At 46.4% G+C, this 12,889-nt stretch carries 16 protein-coding genes; 11 read left to right on the plus strand and 5 right to left on the minus strand.

From position 1 onward, the window contains the following. Positions 1-25: 25 nt before the first annotated feature. From ACYVFD_RS13975 to ACYVFD_RS14020, 10 genes are all read left to right on the plus strand, one after another. A complete protein-coding gene (locus ACYVFD_RS13975) occupies positions 26-580 on the plus strand; it encodes an RNA polymerase sigma factor (protein ID WP_461090764.1) in 555 nt (184 codons plus the stop codon). A 32-nt stretch (positions 581-612) separates the two neighbouring features. Next, positions 613-2,220 carry a hypothetical protein gene (locus tag ACYVFD_RS13980; RefSeq protein WP_461090766.1) on the plus strand — a complete coding sequence of 536 codons (1,608 nt, stop codon included), beginning with the start codon at positions 613-615 and terminating at the stop codon, positions 2,218-2,220. Between the two features lie 11 nt (positions 2,221-2,231). Further along, positions 2,232-2,705, plus strand: a complete 474-nt coding sequence (locus ACYVFD_RS13985) for a hypothetical protein (protein ID WP_461090767.1) — start codon at positions 2,232-2,234, stop codon at positions 2,703-2,705. Between the two features lie 53 nt (positions 2,706-2,758). Next, entirely contained in the window at positions 2,759-3,997 is a 1,239-nt protein-coding gene (locus ACYVFD_RS13990) for a serpin family protein (protein WP_461090768.1), read from the plus strand. Then, complete coding sequence (locus ACYVFD_RS13995) at positions 3,994-4,452, plus strand: META domain-containing protein (RefSeq protein WP_461090769.1); 459 nt, start codon at positions 3,994-3,996, stop codon at positions 4,450-4,452. Before ACYVFD_RS13990 ends, ACYVFD_RS13995 begins: the two co-directional genes overlap by 4 nt. Then, entirely contained in the window at positions 4,453-4,914 is a 462-nt protein-coding gene (locus ACYVFD_RS14000) for an META domain-containing protein (protein ID WP_461090770.1), read from the plus strand. Positions 4,915-4,916: 2 nt separating this feature from the next. Continuing rightward, a complete protein-coding gene (locus ACYVFD_RS14005; protein ID WP_461090772.1) occupies positions 4,917-5,342 on the plus strand; it encodes a hypothetical protein in 426 nt (141 codons plus the stop codon). 128 nt (positions 5,343-5,470) lie between these two features. After that, positions 5,471-6,778, plus strand: a complete 1,308-nt coding sequence (locus ACYVFD_RS14010; RefSeq protein WP_461090774.1) for an LVIVD repeat-containing protein — start codon at positions 5,471-5,473, stop codon at positions 6,776-6,778. A 13-nt stretch (positions 6,779-6,791) separates the two neighbouring features. Further along, entirely contained in the window at positions 6,792-7,436 is a 645-nt protein-coding gene (locus ACYVFD_RS14015; protein ID WP_461090776.1) for a hypothetical protein, read from the plus strand. 322 nt (positions 7,437-7,758) lie between these two features. Next, positions 7,759-7,959 carry a hypothetical protein gene (locus tag ACYVFD_RS14020; protein WP_461090778.1) on the plus strand — a complete coding sequence of 67 codons (201 nt, stop codon included), beginning with the start codon at positions 7,759-7,761 and terminating at the stop codon, positions 7,957-7,959. Positions 7,960-8,039: 80 nt separating this feature from the next. Here ACYVFD_RS14020 and typA read toward each other — a convergent pair whose 3' ends face one another. Both typA and ACYVFD_RS14030 read right to left on the minus strand, forming a co-directional pair. Then, entirely contained in the window at positions 8,040-9,854 is a 1,815-nt protein-coding gene (gene typA, locus ACYVFD_RS14025; protein WP_461090780.1) for a translational GTPase TypA, read from the minus strand. A gap of 231 nt (positions 9,855-10,085) precedes the next feature. Continuing rightward, on the minus strand, positions 10,086-10,292 hold the full coding sequence (locus tag ACYVFD_RS14030; RefSeq protein WP_461090782.1) for a hypothetical protein: 207 nt from the start codon (positions 10,290-10,292) through the stop codon (positions 10,086-10,088). Between the two features lie 71 nt (positions 10,293-10,363). Here ACYVFD_RS14030 and ACYVFD_RS14035 point away from each other — a divergent pair, with 71 nt between their 5' ends. Then, positions 10,364-10,792 (plus strand): gamma-glutamylcyclotransferase family protein, encoded by a 429-nt coding sequence (locus ACYVFD_RS14035; RefSeq protein WP_461090784.1) that lies wholly within the window; start codon positions 10,364-10,366, stop codon positions 10,790-10,792. 89 nt (positions 10,793-10,881) lie between these two features. Here ACYVFD_RS14035 and ACYVFD_RS14040 read toward each other — a convergent pair whose 3' ends face one another. From ACYVFD_RS14040 to ACYVFD_RS14050, 3 genes are all read right to left on the minus strand, one after another. Continuing rightward, on the minus strand, positions 10,882-11,178 hold the full coding sequence (locus ACYVFD_RS14040) for a hypothetical protein (RefSeq protein WP_461090786.1): 297 nt from the start codon (positions 11,176-11,178) through the stop codon (positions 10,882-10,884). 81 nt (positions 11,179-11,259) lie between these two features. Continuing rightward, a complete protein-coding gene (locus ACYVFD_RS14045; RefSeq protein ID WP_461090787.1) occupies positions 11,260-11,694 on the minus strand; it encodes a hypothetical protein in 435 nt (144 codons plus the stop codon). Positions 11,695-11,851: 157 nt separating this feature from the next. Beyond that, positions 11,852-12,724: a dienelactone hydrolase family protein gene (locus ACYVFD_RS14050; protein WP_461090788.1), complete on the minus strand. Its 873-nt coding sequence runs from the start codon at positions 12,722-12,724 to the stop codon at positions 11,852-11,854. Positions 12,725-12,889 lie beyond the last annotated feature (165 nt).

The following is a 12,889-nucleotide window of genomic DNA, read 5'->3' on the forward strand; positions in this document are numbered from 1 at the left end:
TGGTCATATAGGTGTCAACAGTGCTATGCAGGATGATTACGCATTAGTCGAAGGATGCCGACGACAGGACCGTAGTATGCAGCGACTGCTCTATGAGCGGTTTGCCGGAAAGCTCTTTGTCCTTTGCAAACGCTATGTAAAAGACCCTGACGAAGCTGAAGACATATTACAGGATGCCTTTGTAAAGATTTACCGCCATATCGACTCATTTCGGTTCGAGTGTCCGTTGGAGGCCTGGCTGAAACGGGTTGTAATTAATACCGCTTTAAAATTTTTACGAAAGCAAAAACCCTGGGAGCATACCACCGATGTACAGGAACTGGCCCCGGTGCTGCCACAGGCCGACGAAAGTCTGCCAACACTGAATTATCAATACCTGTTGCAACTGATTCAGGAACTTCCGCCCGGTTGTCGAACAGTGTTTAATTTATACGCCATTGAAGGTTATACCCATCCCGAAATTGCTGAGATGCTGGATATAGCCGAAGGAACCTCAAAATCACAATTTGCCCGCGCCAGAAGCCTATTGCAACAGAAACTACTATCCGATGGACATCCTGCTGAAGGACGACCACGTTGAACAGAATAAAGATGGATGAATTAGAGAAAAATATGCCGGACGATTTTTGGCGAAAGGTATTCGACGAAGCCGCCGAAACACCGCCCCCTCGAGTATGGGACGCGATTGAGCGCCGGTTAGATGAGCCTGACAGTACCAAAATTCTCCCTCTTTGGGGAACAGGTCTGGCTTCGTCGCGACCAATGGTTTGGGGAACTCGTATGGCTGCCGCAGTAACCTTGCTTTTGCTTGGCTGGTGGGCTGTTCGTACCCTACCGTCGGAAAATTCATCACGCACGGCTGATGGCCCTCATGTAATTGCAGAACATGCGGACAGGACAACGGACAGGGCAATCCATAACCCGACTGAAAAAGGGCAAAAAACAACCACAGAGCAATCTGATCTGGCTAGCTCATCGACTGAACTACCTGAATCAGTTGTCCCTTCTTCACAGCCGCAAACAGAATTGGCGACAAAAAAACTGAAAAAATCCGGACGTCAGCAACTTACTCCATTTAGACCTTATTCAGTAAATAACACACTGGCCGCACTTGCGTCGAAAGCGAGAGTGAATAGCTCGATCGGTTCGGAGTTGCTAATGAAAACAGGTCAGCTAGCACAGGCAAGATCAGCCGCCAGACAGCCCGAAACAGCAACCAGTCGGGCATTGATAGCTTCCTTTGCAACGTCACGGGCGGTAGCTGATCATGCAGATGCGGCCAACCCGACTGTTACTATTGCCTTTGAGCCACTCTCGGGCCGTTCGTTACGTTTGCGTGAGTTTGGTCAGATTCATCGGATTGTCTGGTTCCGTCCAGCCGAACCCGAACTGAAACCAGAAACTTCGAAATCGAAGCAGAAATCTCGTGATGTCTGGGCATCGGCCAGTGTTATGCCAGGTTCTTTCAACCCGATGGTCGCCGTAAAGTCAACGTCCGTTGCATCGGTGGGTACGGCTTCATTGGATGCGCTCAAGGCATCGACAACAAGTCAGCAAACAGTGAGTAGCCAACCTAATTTCTCGGTAGCGTACCAGGCTGGCGCTGGTGTTCAACTATCCGAACGCTGGTCGATCGAATCGGGCATTGGGTATCTGGCTGGTCGGTCGACGATTGAAACACCAGCCCAATTTGCCTCTTCTTCGCTACAGGCAGGATTAATTCAAAATTCATCATCCAGCAATCTGTACGTTGATGCCCTTAAGAATAGCATCCACCGAAGTGATCTGGCTTATGCGGTTCCAACGGCCAATTATGCGAATGTTTCTAACTCATCCATCCAAAACAGCTATAATGGTCAGATACGGCAAGTGTTAACCAACAATTATCAATACATGCAGGTGCCTGTTCAGGTTGGGTATCAGTTGCGGCCCAAGAAAAAGCTTAGCCTGGCGTTGCTGGGGGGGATCATTACCAACATTTTCATCCGTAATACGGTCGAAAATGAAGTGGTCATTACGGCAAAAGATGGTGTTTACCGGCCGGTATCAATGGCAGCAGCCATGGGGGCTCGGTTCCGCTATCGCCCTACTCGCCAATGGTCGGCTTCACTGGCCGGGATTTATCAGTCTTCGTTAGGATTAGGCACACAAACTGATGCGCAGGTACAAAGTCAACCAACTACGACTGGTATGAGCCTTGGTGTCGATTACCACTTTTAATCAATCCGACGATGAAATCGAGTCTGTTATTAGCTGCTTTCATCCTCTTGTTTGGGCGCTGTTCGAGCAGTCTTTCTCCAAAGAAATTGACGGATGCCGATGGTTTGGTGATCCGTACAGGTACTTCGGCGGGCATGTGTGTCGGGTATTGTGTGTTCGACTATGTACTTAGTGGCACGAGTATAACACTCACCCAAAGTCCCAACCGATCTCAGTCGACCATTGCGACGAAAACCTGTCAGTCAACGCTCAGTCAGGCGGCTTGGAATGACCTGCTGACCACTGTTGATCTGGACGCATTCGAGAAACAACCTGCTGTGTTGGGCTGCCCGGATTGCGCCGATGGCGGAGCCGAGTATGTGGAACTACAACTTGGTGAGCAAAAACACCGGGTGACGTTCCAGTATGGCCAGACGATTCCGGGCTCCGAAGCATTGGTCGATAAATTACGGAGCCATCGGGCTACCCTTAAAGAATGTAAATGACCGATTACCGCACGGTTATGCTCCTGCCTGAACATACTAAACACAACTACTACATGAAAACGACTCTTTTCACCACGTTAGCGAGTGTAACAGCCAGTGTTTTGCTAACGACTATTAGCTGTACGAATTCGAACCTAACTCCTGATACGAGTACGGCAAGTGAATTGCGTGTATCGGCTCCTTTTGCCAGCCAGACCGCACAGTTTGCGTTCGACGTGACCAAACAGGTCGTTGCCGAAGAAGGACAGGCCAAAAACGTATTTATCTCTCCCCTAAGCCTGCACATTGCTCTGGGCATGATTATGAACGGCGCTAATGGCCAAACCGCCCAGGAGATACAGAAAACGCTTAAACTGGATGCTCAAACGCTGGCCGATGCCAACAAGACCTACCAGAACCTGATGGAAAACCTGCCGGGTGTTGATTCTAAAGTGGCGCTGAACCTGGCCAACTCGGTGTGGTATCGCAACACGTTCTCGGTTGAGACCTCGTTTCAGGATTTGTTGAAACAGTCGTTTCAGGCGGAAGTGTCGGCGCAGGATTTCAACGACCCCGCTACGTTAAACAAAATTAATGGATGGGCCAGCCAGAAAACGAATGGTAAAATTCCGAAAGTGCTTGACCAGATTCAGCCTGACAATATGATGTTTCTGATGAATGCGCTGTATTTTAAAGGCGATTGGAAAACGCAGTTCGATGCTGGCAAAACCGTCGATATGCCGTTCAAACTGGCGTCAGGCAGTACCACCAACGTTCGGATGATGCGGCTCAAAACAGAATTGAATCGAGCGTCCAGGCCAACCTATACCGCTTTTGAACTACCGTATGGCTCCGACAAATTTGCCATGACCGTGCTACTCCCAGCGGAATCCAGCTCGGCCGATGCCCTTGTCAATAGCCTGAACGACAGTGAATGGACTCAACTCCAGAAAGCGATGACGTCGGGCACCATCGACATCGGGCTGCCGAAGTTTACAATGGAGTATGAAATAAAGCTAAATAAGGCTCTGTCAGCATTGGGCATGCCCACGGCCTTTACCGATGCCGCCGATTTCACGAAAATTAATGCGAAGGGCGGTTTAACACTTAGCTTTGTAAAACAGAACACGTTTGTGGCTGTTGATGAGAAAGGCACTGAAGCGGCTGCCGTCACAACAGGAGGCATTTCGGTAACCTCAGCGCCCATGCCGGTACTGTGCGACCGTCCGTTCCTGTTTGTGATTCATGAAAAAACATCGGGTACAATCCTATTCGTTGGTAAAATTGCTGATCCAACCAAAACGAAGTCATGAAAGTCGGGATAGTAGCTGCTCTTGTGATGATGCTCTGCTTTGCCTGTGAACAGGCTCAGAATGGGCCCTTAACGACAACGGATACGCAGCAGTTGCTGGGTAACTGGCGGTTAATTAGTCCATCGTCTTCCTTCAAGACAACGCTTTCTATCGACATTGATAAACCATCGGGCGGGACAATATCGGGTATCTACTCGTTGAAATTTACGGGTGGAGCAGCCGTTAATACTTATATGACAACCGCCTTACTTGTTAACTCGGCAACGGGCTCAATCGATGTTGATGCCATTTCAACAACTAAAATGGCAGGATCGCCCGACGCTATGCTGTTTGAGCAAAGCTATTACACGAATCTAAAAGCGGCTAACAAATACGAATTAACCAACACCAATACGCTTAGGCTTTTTTTTCGAAGATCACCAACAGAAGTGATGATCTTCGAAAAACTAAACTGAATGAATAAACTACTCAACGTTATTTCTCTGCCCATTTGCTGCCTGCTACTAATAGCCGTTACGGTTCAATGCAAAAGCTCGGAATCGAAACTGGCTCCTAAAATAGCAGGGCTGATTGGCACCTGGAAACTAATAGAACCCGATTCAACCTATGGTGTGACCTTAGTTTTTACGTTGGACACGGCTCATCCTCCACAAGATATTACATCATTTAAGGCAAGTGGTCGATCAGCCGTTAACGCCTATAGCCTGAATTTATTTGCTGCCATCGATGGCATGATGATGGCCGATCAGGTAAGCAGCACAGATATGGCTGGAACACCCGCAGCTATGCAGTTTGAACAGAGCTATCTAAAAAATCTGAAGGCGGTAGCTCGTTATGAATTACTTACTGATCATCAGCTTCGGCTTTATCACGGTGGCGATCAGCCAAGAGTACTGGTGTATGAAAAACAAAACTGATTATGGCAAATCGACGGCTTATTCCCTGCATCATATTCCTGATTTTAGTCGTATTGAGTTGTGAGAAGCGCGTTTGTGGCTGTGTAAATCCTCCTGCACCACTGGCAGGCGACTGGACACTGAATACAATCACATACCCAATGACTCAAAAGACGGTTACTGCTTCAGAAGCTGGTTATTCCGAAATGTTGACATTTGATGGACTAAATGGTACCTATCGACAGGTTCGAAATGGCCTACCGATTCAAAACAGTACGTACACGCTCTCTTTTCCGAAAGGAGGCAGTACAGAAGGTATAGTCTACTACAGTAAAGACTCTACCGAGCAATCCTTTCGGCTGTCCAACATGAAACTTTATCTATCGGAGCGTATTCCACGGGGAGCGGTCATTGCAGACGGAGCTACGTACGAATACAAACAGCAATAATTTGCCCTTTTTGTGTAAGATCAACATTGCCAGGCCGTAATCAGGACAGCCTGGCAATTTTATTTTCATTACATTCCAACGGTCTTTCATACTTCAGAATCATAATACTATCCATAAGCCATGATTCTATGAAAAACCCTTTACTCTTCCTGCTTCTGCCTTTAGTATATCTGACCAGTTGTACCGACAACTGTGAGCGGACAACAACCTACCGAAAATATACTTCGGTTCAGCTACCGATTTCGGATGTACGGCAAGCCGTTTCGTCAGGTTCTCCACAGCCCCTGGTCGAGCCTGGAAAACTGTACGTCAAAGACCAGTATCTATTTATTGTTGAAATCAAGAAAGGCATTCACGTTTTTGACAATAGCAACCCTGCCAATCCGAAAGCGATCTCTTTTCTGAGTATTCCTGGGAATGTAGACATTGCGGTACGGGATAACATTCTGTATGCCGATAGTTATATCGATCTGGTGGCTCTGGACATCAGCAACCCAACGGCCATTAAGGAAGTAAATCGGGTCGAAACCGGTTTCACAAATGGTTTAGTTGGCCGTACATACTGGTCGTACGATAAGACAAGCATGAAGATCTACGATCAGAAGGAAGAAATAGCTACCACGACGGTAAAAACCGACTGCGAAGGCTCGTTTAACATACTTCCCTACTTAATACCAATCGCCTGGTTTGGCCGGTACTATGAAAGCTTTGCGTTTGCCGACGTGGCTTACAACAGCGCCAAGGCACCTACCACCACCACACCAACAACTGGCGTTGGCGGTTCTATGGCCCGATTTGCCATTTCCAACAATCAGCTTTATGTGGTTAGTAACAGTACCTTACAACTATTCGACATTACAAATCCAGCCAGTCCGGTAAAAGGAAAATCAGCGAACCTGAACTGGAACGTTGAAACCATTTTCCCCTACCGAAACAGCTTGTTTATTGGCACAACGACAGGCATGTACATTTACGATGTTACCAGTCCTGCCGAGCCCAAACAATTATCCGCTTTTTCACACGTGCGCTCCTGCGATCCTGTGGTCGTCCATGACAATTACGCGTATGTCACCCTTCGGGGTACCAGTACCTGTGGGGTTGCCGGTACGCAGGATGTATTGGATGTGATCGACATCAGTAATTTATCCGCTCCCCGTGTTGCCAAATCCTATCCGCTCGAAACACCCTATGGTTTAGGCATCGACTACCCAACCTTATTTGTCTGTCAGGGAAGCAAAGGACTTCGCGTGTTTGATGCTTCGAATCCGCTGGATCTAAAACCACAGCAGACTTTCGCCAATGTAAATGCGTTTGATGTCATACCCATTTCGAAGACGCTCTTAACCATCGGCAAAGATGGACTTTACCAGTACGACTATTCCAATCCGGCGGACCTGCGCTTATTGAGCAAAATTGCAGCCCAACCTGCTTATTAATCCTTATCCTACCATGAAAACCATTACGATCCTGGCTTTATGTCTGATGGCTCAGGTAGCCATTGGGCAAAACACTGATCTGAAAACCAGCCACTGGCGCACGACTATAGATATGGGTGTGCAGATGGGACAGGTAAAACCCGATGTGCCTGCCGGTTATCCATATTATGGATACGACATTATTTATACCCCTTATTACAACTACAATTATTCGTATTACCCTGTTCGGGATGCAGGAAACCGGATTGGCCTGACAATCCACGCCTTTACAGGCTATGTAGTACGCCCTCAATTAATAACCGGCTTATCGTTTGGTGTAGACTATTTCAACAACTCAGCTTTTCTACCCATCGCAGCGGCTGTGCAGGGCGATTTGTTTGGCCGCACGAAGAGACTGACGCCATTTTATACACTGGAAAGTGGGTACGCCATTGCCGGTCCTAATCCCCACGGTCGAGAATTAAAAGGCGGTTGGGTGTTGAGTCCAGGCGTTGGCGTACGTATCAACAAGGGCAATGGGACAGGCTTTCTGATTAGTGCAGGTTACAAACATCAGGAAGCAAAACAAATTGCTTCGGTCGATGGCGTTCAGACTTTATCGCAGATTGAATATCGATCTTATAATCGGTTATACTTTCGAATGGGCTTCAGTTTTTAATTTTTTCAGGTTAAGACATTGGTTTTATCCAACAATTCTTCCAATCTGAAGTTAGATACGCAGACCATCTACAGTTAACTCGATTAGAAACTGTAAACTCTTAATCTGAACACCGGATGAATAAATTTTTTAAAATTATTTATCTAAATCAGTAACCTAAAGCGGTTTGGGGCAGTCTTAACCTAAATCGAATGCTAACCGGATAATAAGTAACAGAGCGATTATTCGCGTATATACCCGTAAATTGACGCAGATTTTAACGAAACCCACGTTGGAACTGCATCCATACCTATTAAAAATGTACAAGGGAGCTACAACCGTTATGAAAAAGATTAGTGTCGCTGTTATCGGAGGTGTACTATTTGTTGCTGGGCATTACCAGGTCCGCCGACAAACTGAATATGTGTCAACAAGAGCTATGATGGTCAGCCCGGCTCCGGCAGTAAAGCCGATGGTAATTCCATTCAAACCCACCTCCACATTTGCCTTTCGGCTCGATGGAGCTTTTACAGGTACTCATTAGTAAATGTCTTTTTTCAACAGAACAAAAACCCCAGATGGATCTCCATCTGGGGTTTTTGTTAATCAATATTTATCAACAAATCAGGCCATTGCAAATTTGTTCTGATTGCGTTTGCGTTCGTTCTCATCCAGATAGATTTTACGAATCCGCATCGACTTTGGCGTTACTTCAAGGTATTCATCTTTCTGAATATATTCCATGTTCTCTTCGAGGGAGAACGAGATTTTCGGAGCAATTTTCACGTTGTTGTCCGAACCAGAAGCCCGCATGTTGGTCAATTGCTTCGCTGTTGTCACGTTAACAACAATGTCGTTCTGCCGGTTGTGCTCGCCAATTACCTGACCTGTGTAAATCTCATCACCTGGCTCGATAAAGAACGATCCCCGATCCTGAAGTTTATCAATCGAATAGGCGGTAGCTGAACCACTCGTCATCGAAATTAAAGAACCGTTGATCCGCTCTGGAATTGGCCCTTTATACTCCTGGTATTCTTTGAAACGGTGGCTCATAACAGCTTCACCATAGGTAGCTGTCAGAACGTTCGACCGGAGGCCAATCAGACCACGTGATGGAATATCGAATTCAAGGTGTTGCAGGTCGCCTTTGGGTTCCATAATCAGCAACTCGCCTTTACGCTGCGTCGCTAATTCGATAACCTTACCGGCGGTTTCTTCTGGCACATCCACAACCAGGGTCTCGATAGGCTCTAATTTACGGCCATCTTCATCCTCTTTGTACAATACTTGTGGCTGACCAACCTGCAATTCGTAACCTTCCCGACGCATCGTTTCAATCAGGACCGACAAGTGAAGAATACCTCGGCCATAAACCAGGAACCGATCTTCACTATCGGTGTTTTCAACGCGCAGAGCCAGATTTTTCTCAATTTCTTTGTAAAGCCGCTCACGCAGGTGACGCGAGGTTACGAACTTACCCTCTTTTCCGAAGAATGGCGAGTTGTTGATCGTGAACAGCATATTCATGGTCGGCTCATCTACCGAAATCCGGCTGAGTTGTTCTGGATTATCATAATCCGTCAGCGTGTCACCAATCTCGAAATCTTCCAGACCCGTTATTGCGCATATATCACCGCACTGAACTTCGCTAACTTTTTGTTTGCCAAGCCCTTCAAATGTATGCAGTTCTTTAATCCGAACCCGTTTTACTGTACCATCCGATTTGGCAAGACCCATGCTAACGCCTTCTTTCAGCGTACCACGGTGTACCCGACCAATAGCGATCCGACCTACGAAGGCCGAATAATCGAGCGAAGTAACCTGCATTTGCGGTAAACCTTCATTTATCGGAGCAGCAGGAATATTCTCAACAATTGTATCGAGCAGATAGGTGATGTTATCGGTTGGGGTTTTCCAATCGGGACCCATCCAGCCTTGTTTTGATGAACCATAAACGGTCGGAAAATCCAGCTGGTCTTCGGTTGCACCCAGGTTGAACATTAGGTCGAATACCTGCTCATGCACTTCATCCGGGCGGCAGTTCTCTTTATCGACCTTGTTGACGATTACGATTGGTTTCAGCCCTAACTGAAGCGCCTTGCTTAATACAAAGCGTGTTTGTGGCATAGCCCCTTCGAATGCATCGACCAGGAGGCATACCCCGTCAGCCATTTTCAGCACGCGCTCTACTTCACCGCCAAAGTCGCTGTGGCCAGGGGTGTCGATGATATTGATTTTTACGTCTTTGTACCGTACCGATACGTTTTTCGAGACAATGGTAATTCCCCGCTCGCGCTCCAGATCGTTGTTGTCCAGGATCAGGTCGCCGAATTCCTGATTCTCCCGAAAGAGCTTGGACGCATGAATAATTTTGTCGACCAGTGTCGTTTTGCCGTGGTCAACGTGGGCGATGATTGCTATATTGCGAATTGATTGCATACAATGTCTGAACCGGGATTTTTGTGATTTAACTGACCGACTTTGATTAGCCCTTCTCTGAAGGCTGGTAGAAAAAATCAAAGTCGGTCAGTTAAATCACAAAAATCCTAGTCATTTTTTCACAAAGGTACGAAATTTTACGCTGAAACACAGATTTTTACAACTTTTAAAACGAAAAAAGGCCCTTGTAAGGGCCTGTCTCTGATATAAATACAATTTCTTAACAAATGCTTAATGCTTCGGGCAACCACAAGGGTTTTTCTTCCGAAAAAGTCCGGTGTTGAACAGGCCTCCGCGTTTGGCTTTGTAGCCTTTTCGTTTACGACCAAAAATGGACACTTCGGTTGAATTTGTACTGGCAGATGCCTGGGTTTGAACAGGTACATCTATGAGTGTTAGCGTAACAGCCATCAGTAAAAGTATGCGCGACTTTTTCATTGATCAACCCTGTTTTATCTAATAACGTCAAAATTAACTACTTTCGTCGTCCCGTCAGCTTTTTTTATTGAATGACTAGTACTCCAGACTTTTTGATCGTTTACGGCACACTCCGCTCCCCGTTCGATAACCATTTTGCGCAGTATCTACGACAGCGTGGTCGCTATGTTGGAGAGGGTAAATTTACAGGGCGAGCTTTTGATATGGGTAGCTACCCCGGTGCCGTTTACGACGAAGCTAGCCAGAGGCATGTGCATGGAACGGTATTCAATATCGGTCATCAGAAAGAGTCTATTCTAACGTATCTGGATTACTATGAAGGAGTTGGCGACGATTTTGAACAGCCAACCGAATTTGTTCGGGCTATTATTCCTGTTCAGGTTAATGATACGCTAATCGATTGCTGGATTTATCTGTATAATCTTCCCACGACTGAAAAGCCGCTTATTGAATCCGGTGATTACGCACAATATATAGGCAATCCGTATAAACCTGCTTAATGGTTTTAAACACAGAGCCACAGAGAGCACAGAGGTAAAACGAAATCCTCTGTGCTCTCTGTGGCTCTGTGTTTAAAATCTATTGTTTATCAGCGCGGCCCACGTGATCGGCCACCGCCATAACCCCCACCATATCCACGACGGGCATTCGGGCTACCACCGCCGTAATAACGGGGGGCTGGGCTGTAATAACGAGGTCGAACGACCTGTGGACGGACCACTACTGGAGGGCGGTAATATCCGTAAGGGTTGCCATAGCCATAATACGGACGACCATAATAACCGCCATAACCCACCCCAGTACTTACATAAGCTGGGCCACAACTAGCCAGTAGCATTACTAGCAAACTGGCTACAAGCAAAGGCATTACTTTTAAGGTTTTCATATCTTTAAATAGCATTCGTTGAACCATCACTCACTCCCGCTAAGGAGCTAATTTTTAGTCCCTTAGCACTATGCACTCAATTTACCAGCGACGGCCGCGGCCACCATAACCACCTCGCCATCCCTGATTTCTGTATCCATAGCCGTAATTATAATTTGGATATGGGCGAACAACCACCGGAGGAGCTACGACGACCGGAGGAGGGGGAGGAACTATTACCACTCGTGGTGGTACAACAACCACTGGAGGTTGTGCTGGGTAAGGTCTTCCGTAGGGATTATAACCATTATTGTATCCATTGTTATACCCATAATTTGGACCATATCCGTTATTATACCCTCCATTATTATAACCTCCGTTTGGATAAGGTTGATTATAACCATAGCCATTCGGGTAATTTTGATTACAGCCATTGCCATTGGGATAGCCCTGACCATAACCATATTGAGCAAACGAAACTGTAGCAGCCCCTAAAACAAGGCTAGCTAGCAAAGCACTCCATTTTAGTAGTTTCATCGCAGTAGTGTGATTTTCACCCGGTTTGTCAGTTAGACTGATGAACACCCGCTGCGTTTAATTGTAACATTACAAAACTCGTTAAAGTTTAATTAAAAAGCCTGACCATCAGATAGTCAGGCCCTTCTATGAACTGTTTCGAAATCGTGAAAAGCTTCTACGCTTTTAACTTCTCCTTAAGGTAAGCCAAAGCCAGCTTATAGGCGTCATCGGCCGCTTCTTTATTGTAAATTGGGTTACTCGGATTGGCAAAGCCGTGATCAGCATCGTACATTTTTACTGTCACTTTCTTACCTGCTTTCTGCATATTTTCTTCAAACTGCTTTACCGATTCGGGCGTAATTCCTTTGTCACGGCTTCCAAAAATCCCTAGTACATCCGTATTCAGCGTTTTCAGTTTTTCAACGTCCTGCTCCGGGCGACCATAGTACATCACACACCCTTTCGCCTGCTGTCCTTCCATCAGGGCCGACTGCAGCGAAAGCATACCACCAAAACACCAGCCAACACTGCCAAATTCAGCTTTGGAACCAGCGTAGGCAATTGCTCCTTTTTGAATGCTTGTTAGCCGTTCTTTACTGGCCGAACTCATCAGCTTGCCCGCTTCAGCTCGTTCGGTGGCGACTTTGCCGTCGTACATATCAACTGCCAGCACGTTTACATCTTTCAGATCATTGTAGAACGCTTCAGCTTGCTGTTTGATGTTGTCATTCAATCCCCACCATTCCTGATAAACTAGCAGCCATTTATTCGATGGCTTCTTCGACTTCAGGAAAAACCCGTTTGCCGACTGACCATCGGGAGTTGAAAATTTAATCATTTCTCCGGCACCTGTGTAGGTAAAAGGCAGCGGATTTTCATGAAGGTTTTGGAAAGCTGGATCGGCTGCCATTAAGGCCATCTCGTTCGGTGTTGCCGCATCTGTATTATGGCAAACTGGAATCGTTTTTTGCTCCTTTTCCTGCACCGGGGTGAGGTAGGAAAACAAGGACATAAAGAAGGAAAGCCCGGTAATAAAAATGATTTTCATGTGCGTTTGATGGTTAATAAGTTAGTGTAACGCGTTGATCAGGCGGTTGGTTAAACAACAATTGGGTAAACTGTAAACGTTTCGCCTACAATTTACCCAATTGTTGTTAATCTGATTATACCGATCCTGGCGGAAAAACCAGTTGCAGACTAACGCCTGATAAAC

The organism is Spirosoma gilvum (assembly GCF_054776815.1).

Coding starts and splice junctions, on each gene's coding strand:
- ACYVFD_RS13975 (WP_461090764.1), top strand. CDS start 26: ATGCAGGATGATTACGCATTAGTCGAAGGATGCCGACGACAGGACCGT.
- ACYVFD_RS13980 (WP_461090766.1), top strand. CDS start 613: ATGCCGGACGATTTTTGGCGAAAGGTATTCGACGAAGCCGCCGAAACA.
- ACYVFD_RS13985 (WP_461090767.1), top strand. CDS start 2,232: ATGAAATCGAGTCTGTTATTAGCTGCTTTCATCCTCTTGTTTGGGCGC.
- ACYVFD_RS13990 (WP_461090768.1), top strand. CDS start 2,759: ATGAAAACGACTCTTTTCACCACGTTAGCGAGTGTAACAGCCAGTGTT.
- ACYVFD_RS13995 (WP_461090769.1), top strand. CDS start 3,994: ATGAAAGTCGGGATAGTAGCTGCTCTTGTGATGATGCTCTGCTTTGCC.
- ACYVFD_RS14000 (WP_461090770.1), top strand. CDS start 4,453: ATGAATAAACTACTCAACGTTATTTCTCTGCCCATTTGCTGCCTGCTA.
- ACYVFD_RS14005 (WP_461090772.1), top strand. CDS start 4,917: ATGGCAAATCGACGGCTTATTCCCTGCATCATATTCCTGATTTTAGTC.
- ACYVFD_RS14010 (WP_461090774.1), top strand. CDS start 5,471: ATGAAAAACCCTTTACTCTTCCTGCTTCTGCCTTTAGTATATCTGACC.
- ACYVFD_RS14015 (WP_461090776.1), top strand. CDS start 6,792: ATGAAAACCATTACGATCCTGGCTTTATGTCTGATGGCTCAGGTAGCC.
- ACYVFD_RS14020 (WP_461090778.1), top strand. CDS start 7,759: ATGAAAAAGATTAGTGTCGCTGTTATCGGAGGTGTACTATTTGTTGCT.
- typA (WP_461090780.1), bottom strand. CDS start 9,854: ATGCAATCAATTCGCAATATAGCAATCATCGCCCACGTTGACCACGGC.
- ACYVFD_RS14030 (WP_461090782.1), bottom strand. CDS start 10,292: ATGAAAAAGTCGCGCATACTTTTACTGATGGCTGTTACGCTAACACTC.
- ACYVFD_RS14035 (WP_461090784.1), top strand. CDS start 10,364: ATGACTAGTACTCCAGACTTTTTGATCGTTTACGGCACACTCCGCTCC.
- ACYVFD_RS14040 (WP_461090786.1), bottom strand. CDS start 11,178: ATGAAAACCTTAAAAGTAATGCCTTTGCTTGTAGCCAGTTTGCTAGTA.
- ACYVFD_RS14045 (WP_461090787.1), bottom strand. CDS start 11,694: ATGAAACTACTAAAATGGAGTGCTTTGCTAGCTAGCCTTGTTTTAGGG.
- ACYVFD_RS14050 (WP_461090788.1), bottom strand. CDS start 12,724: ATGAAAATCATTTTTATTACCGGGCTTTCCTTCTTTATGTCCTTGTTT.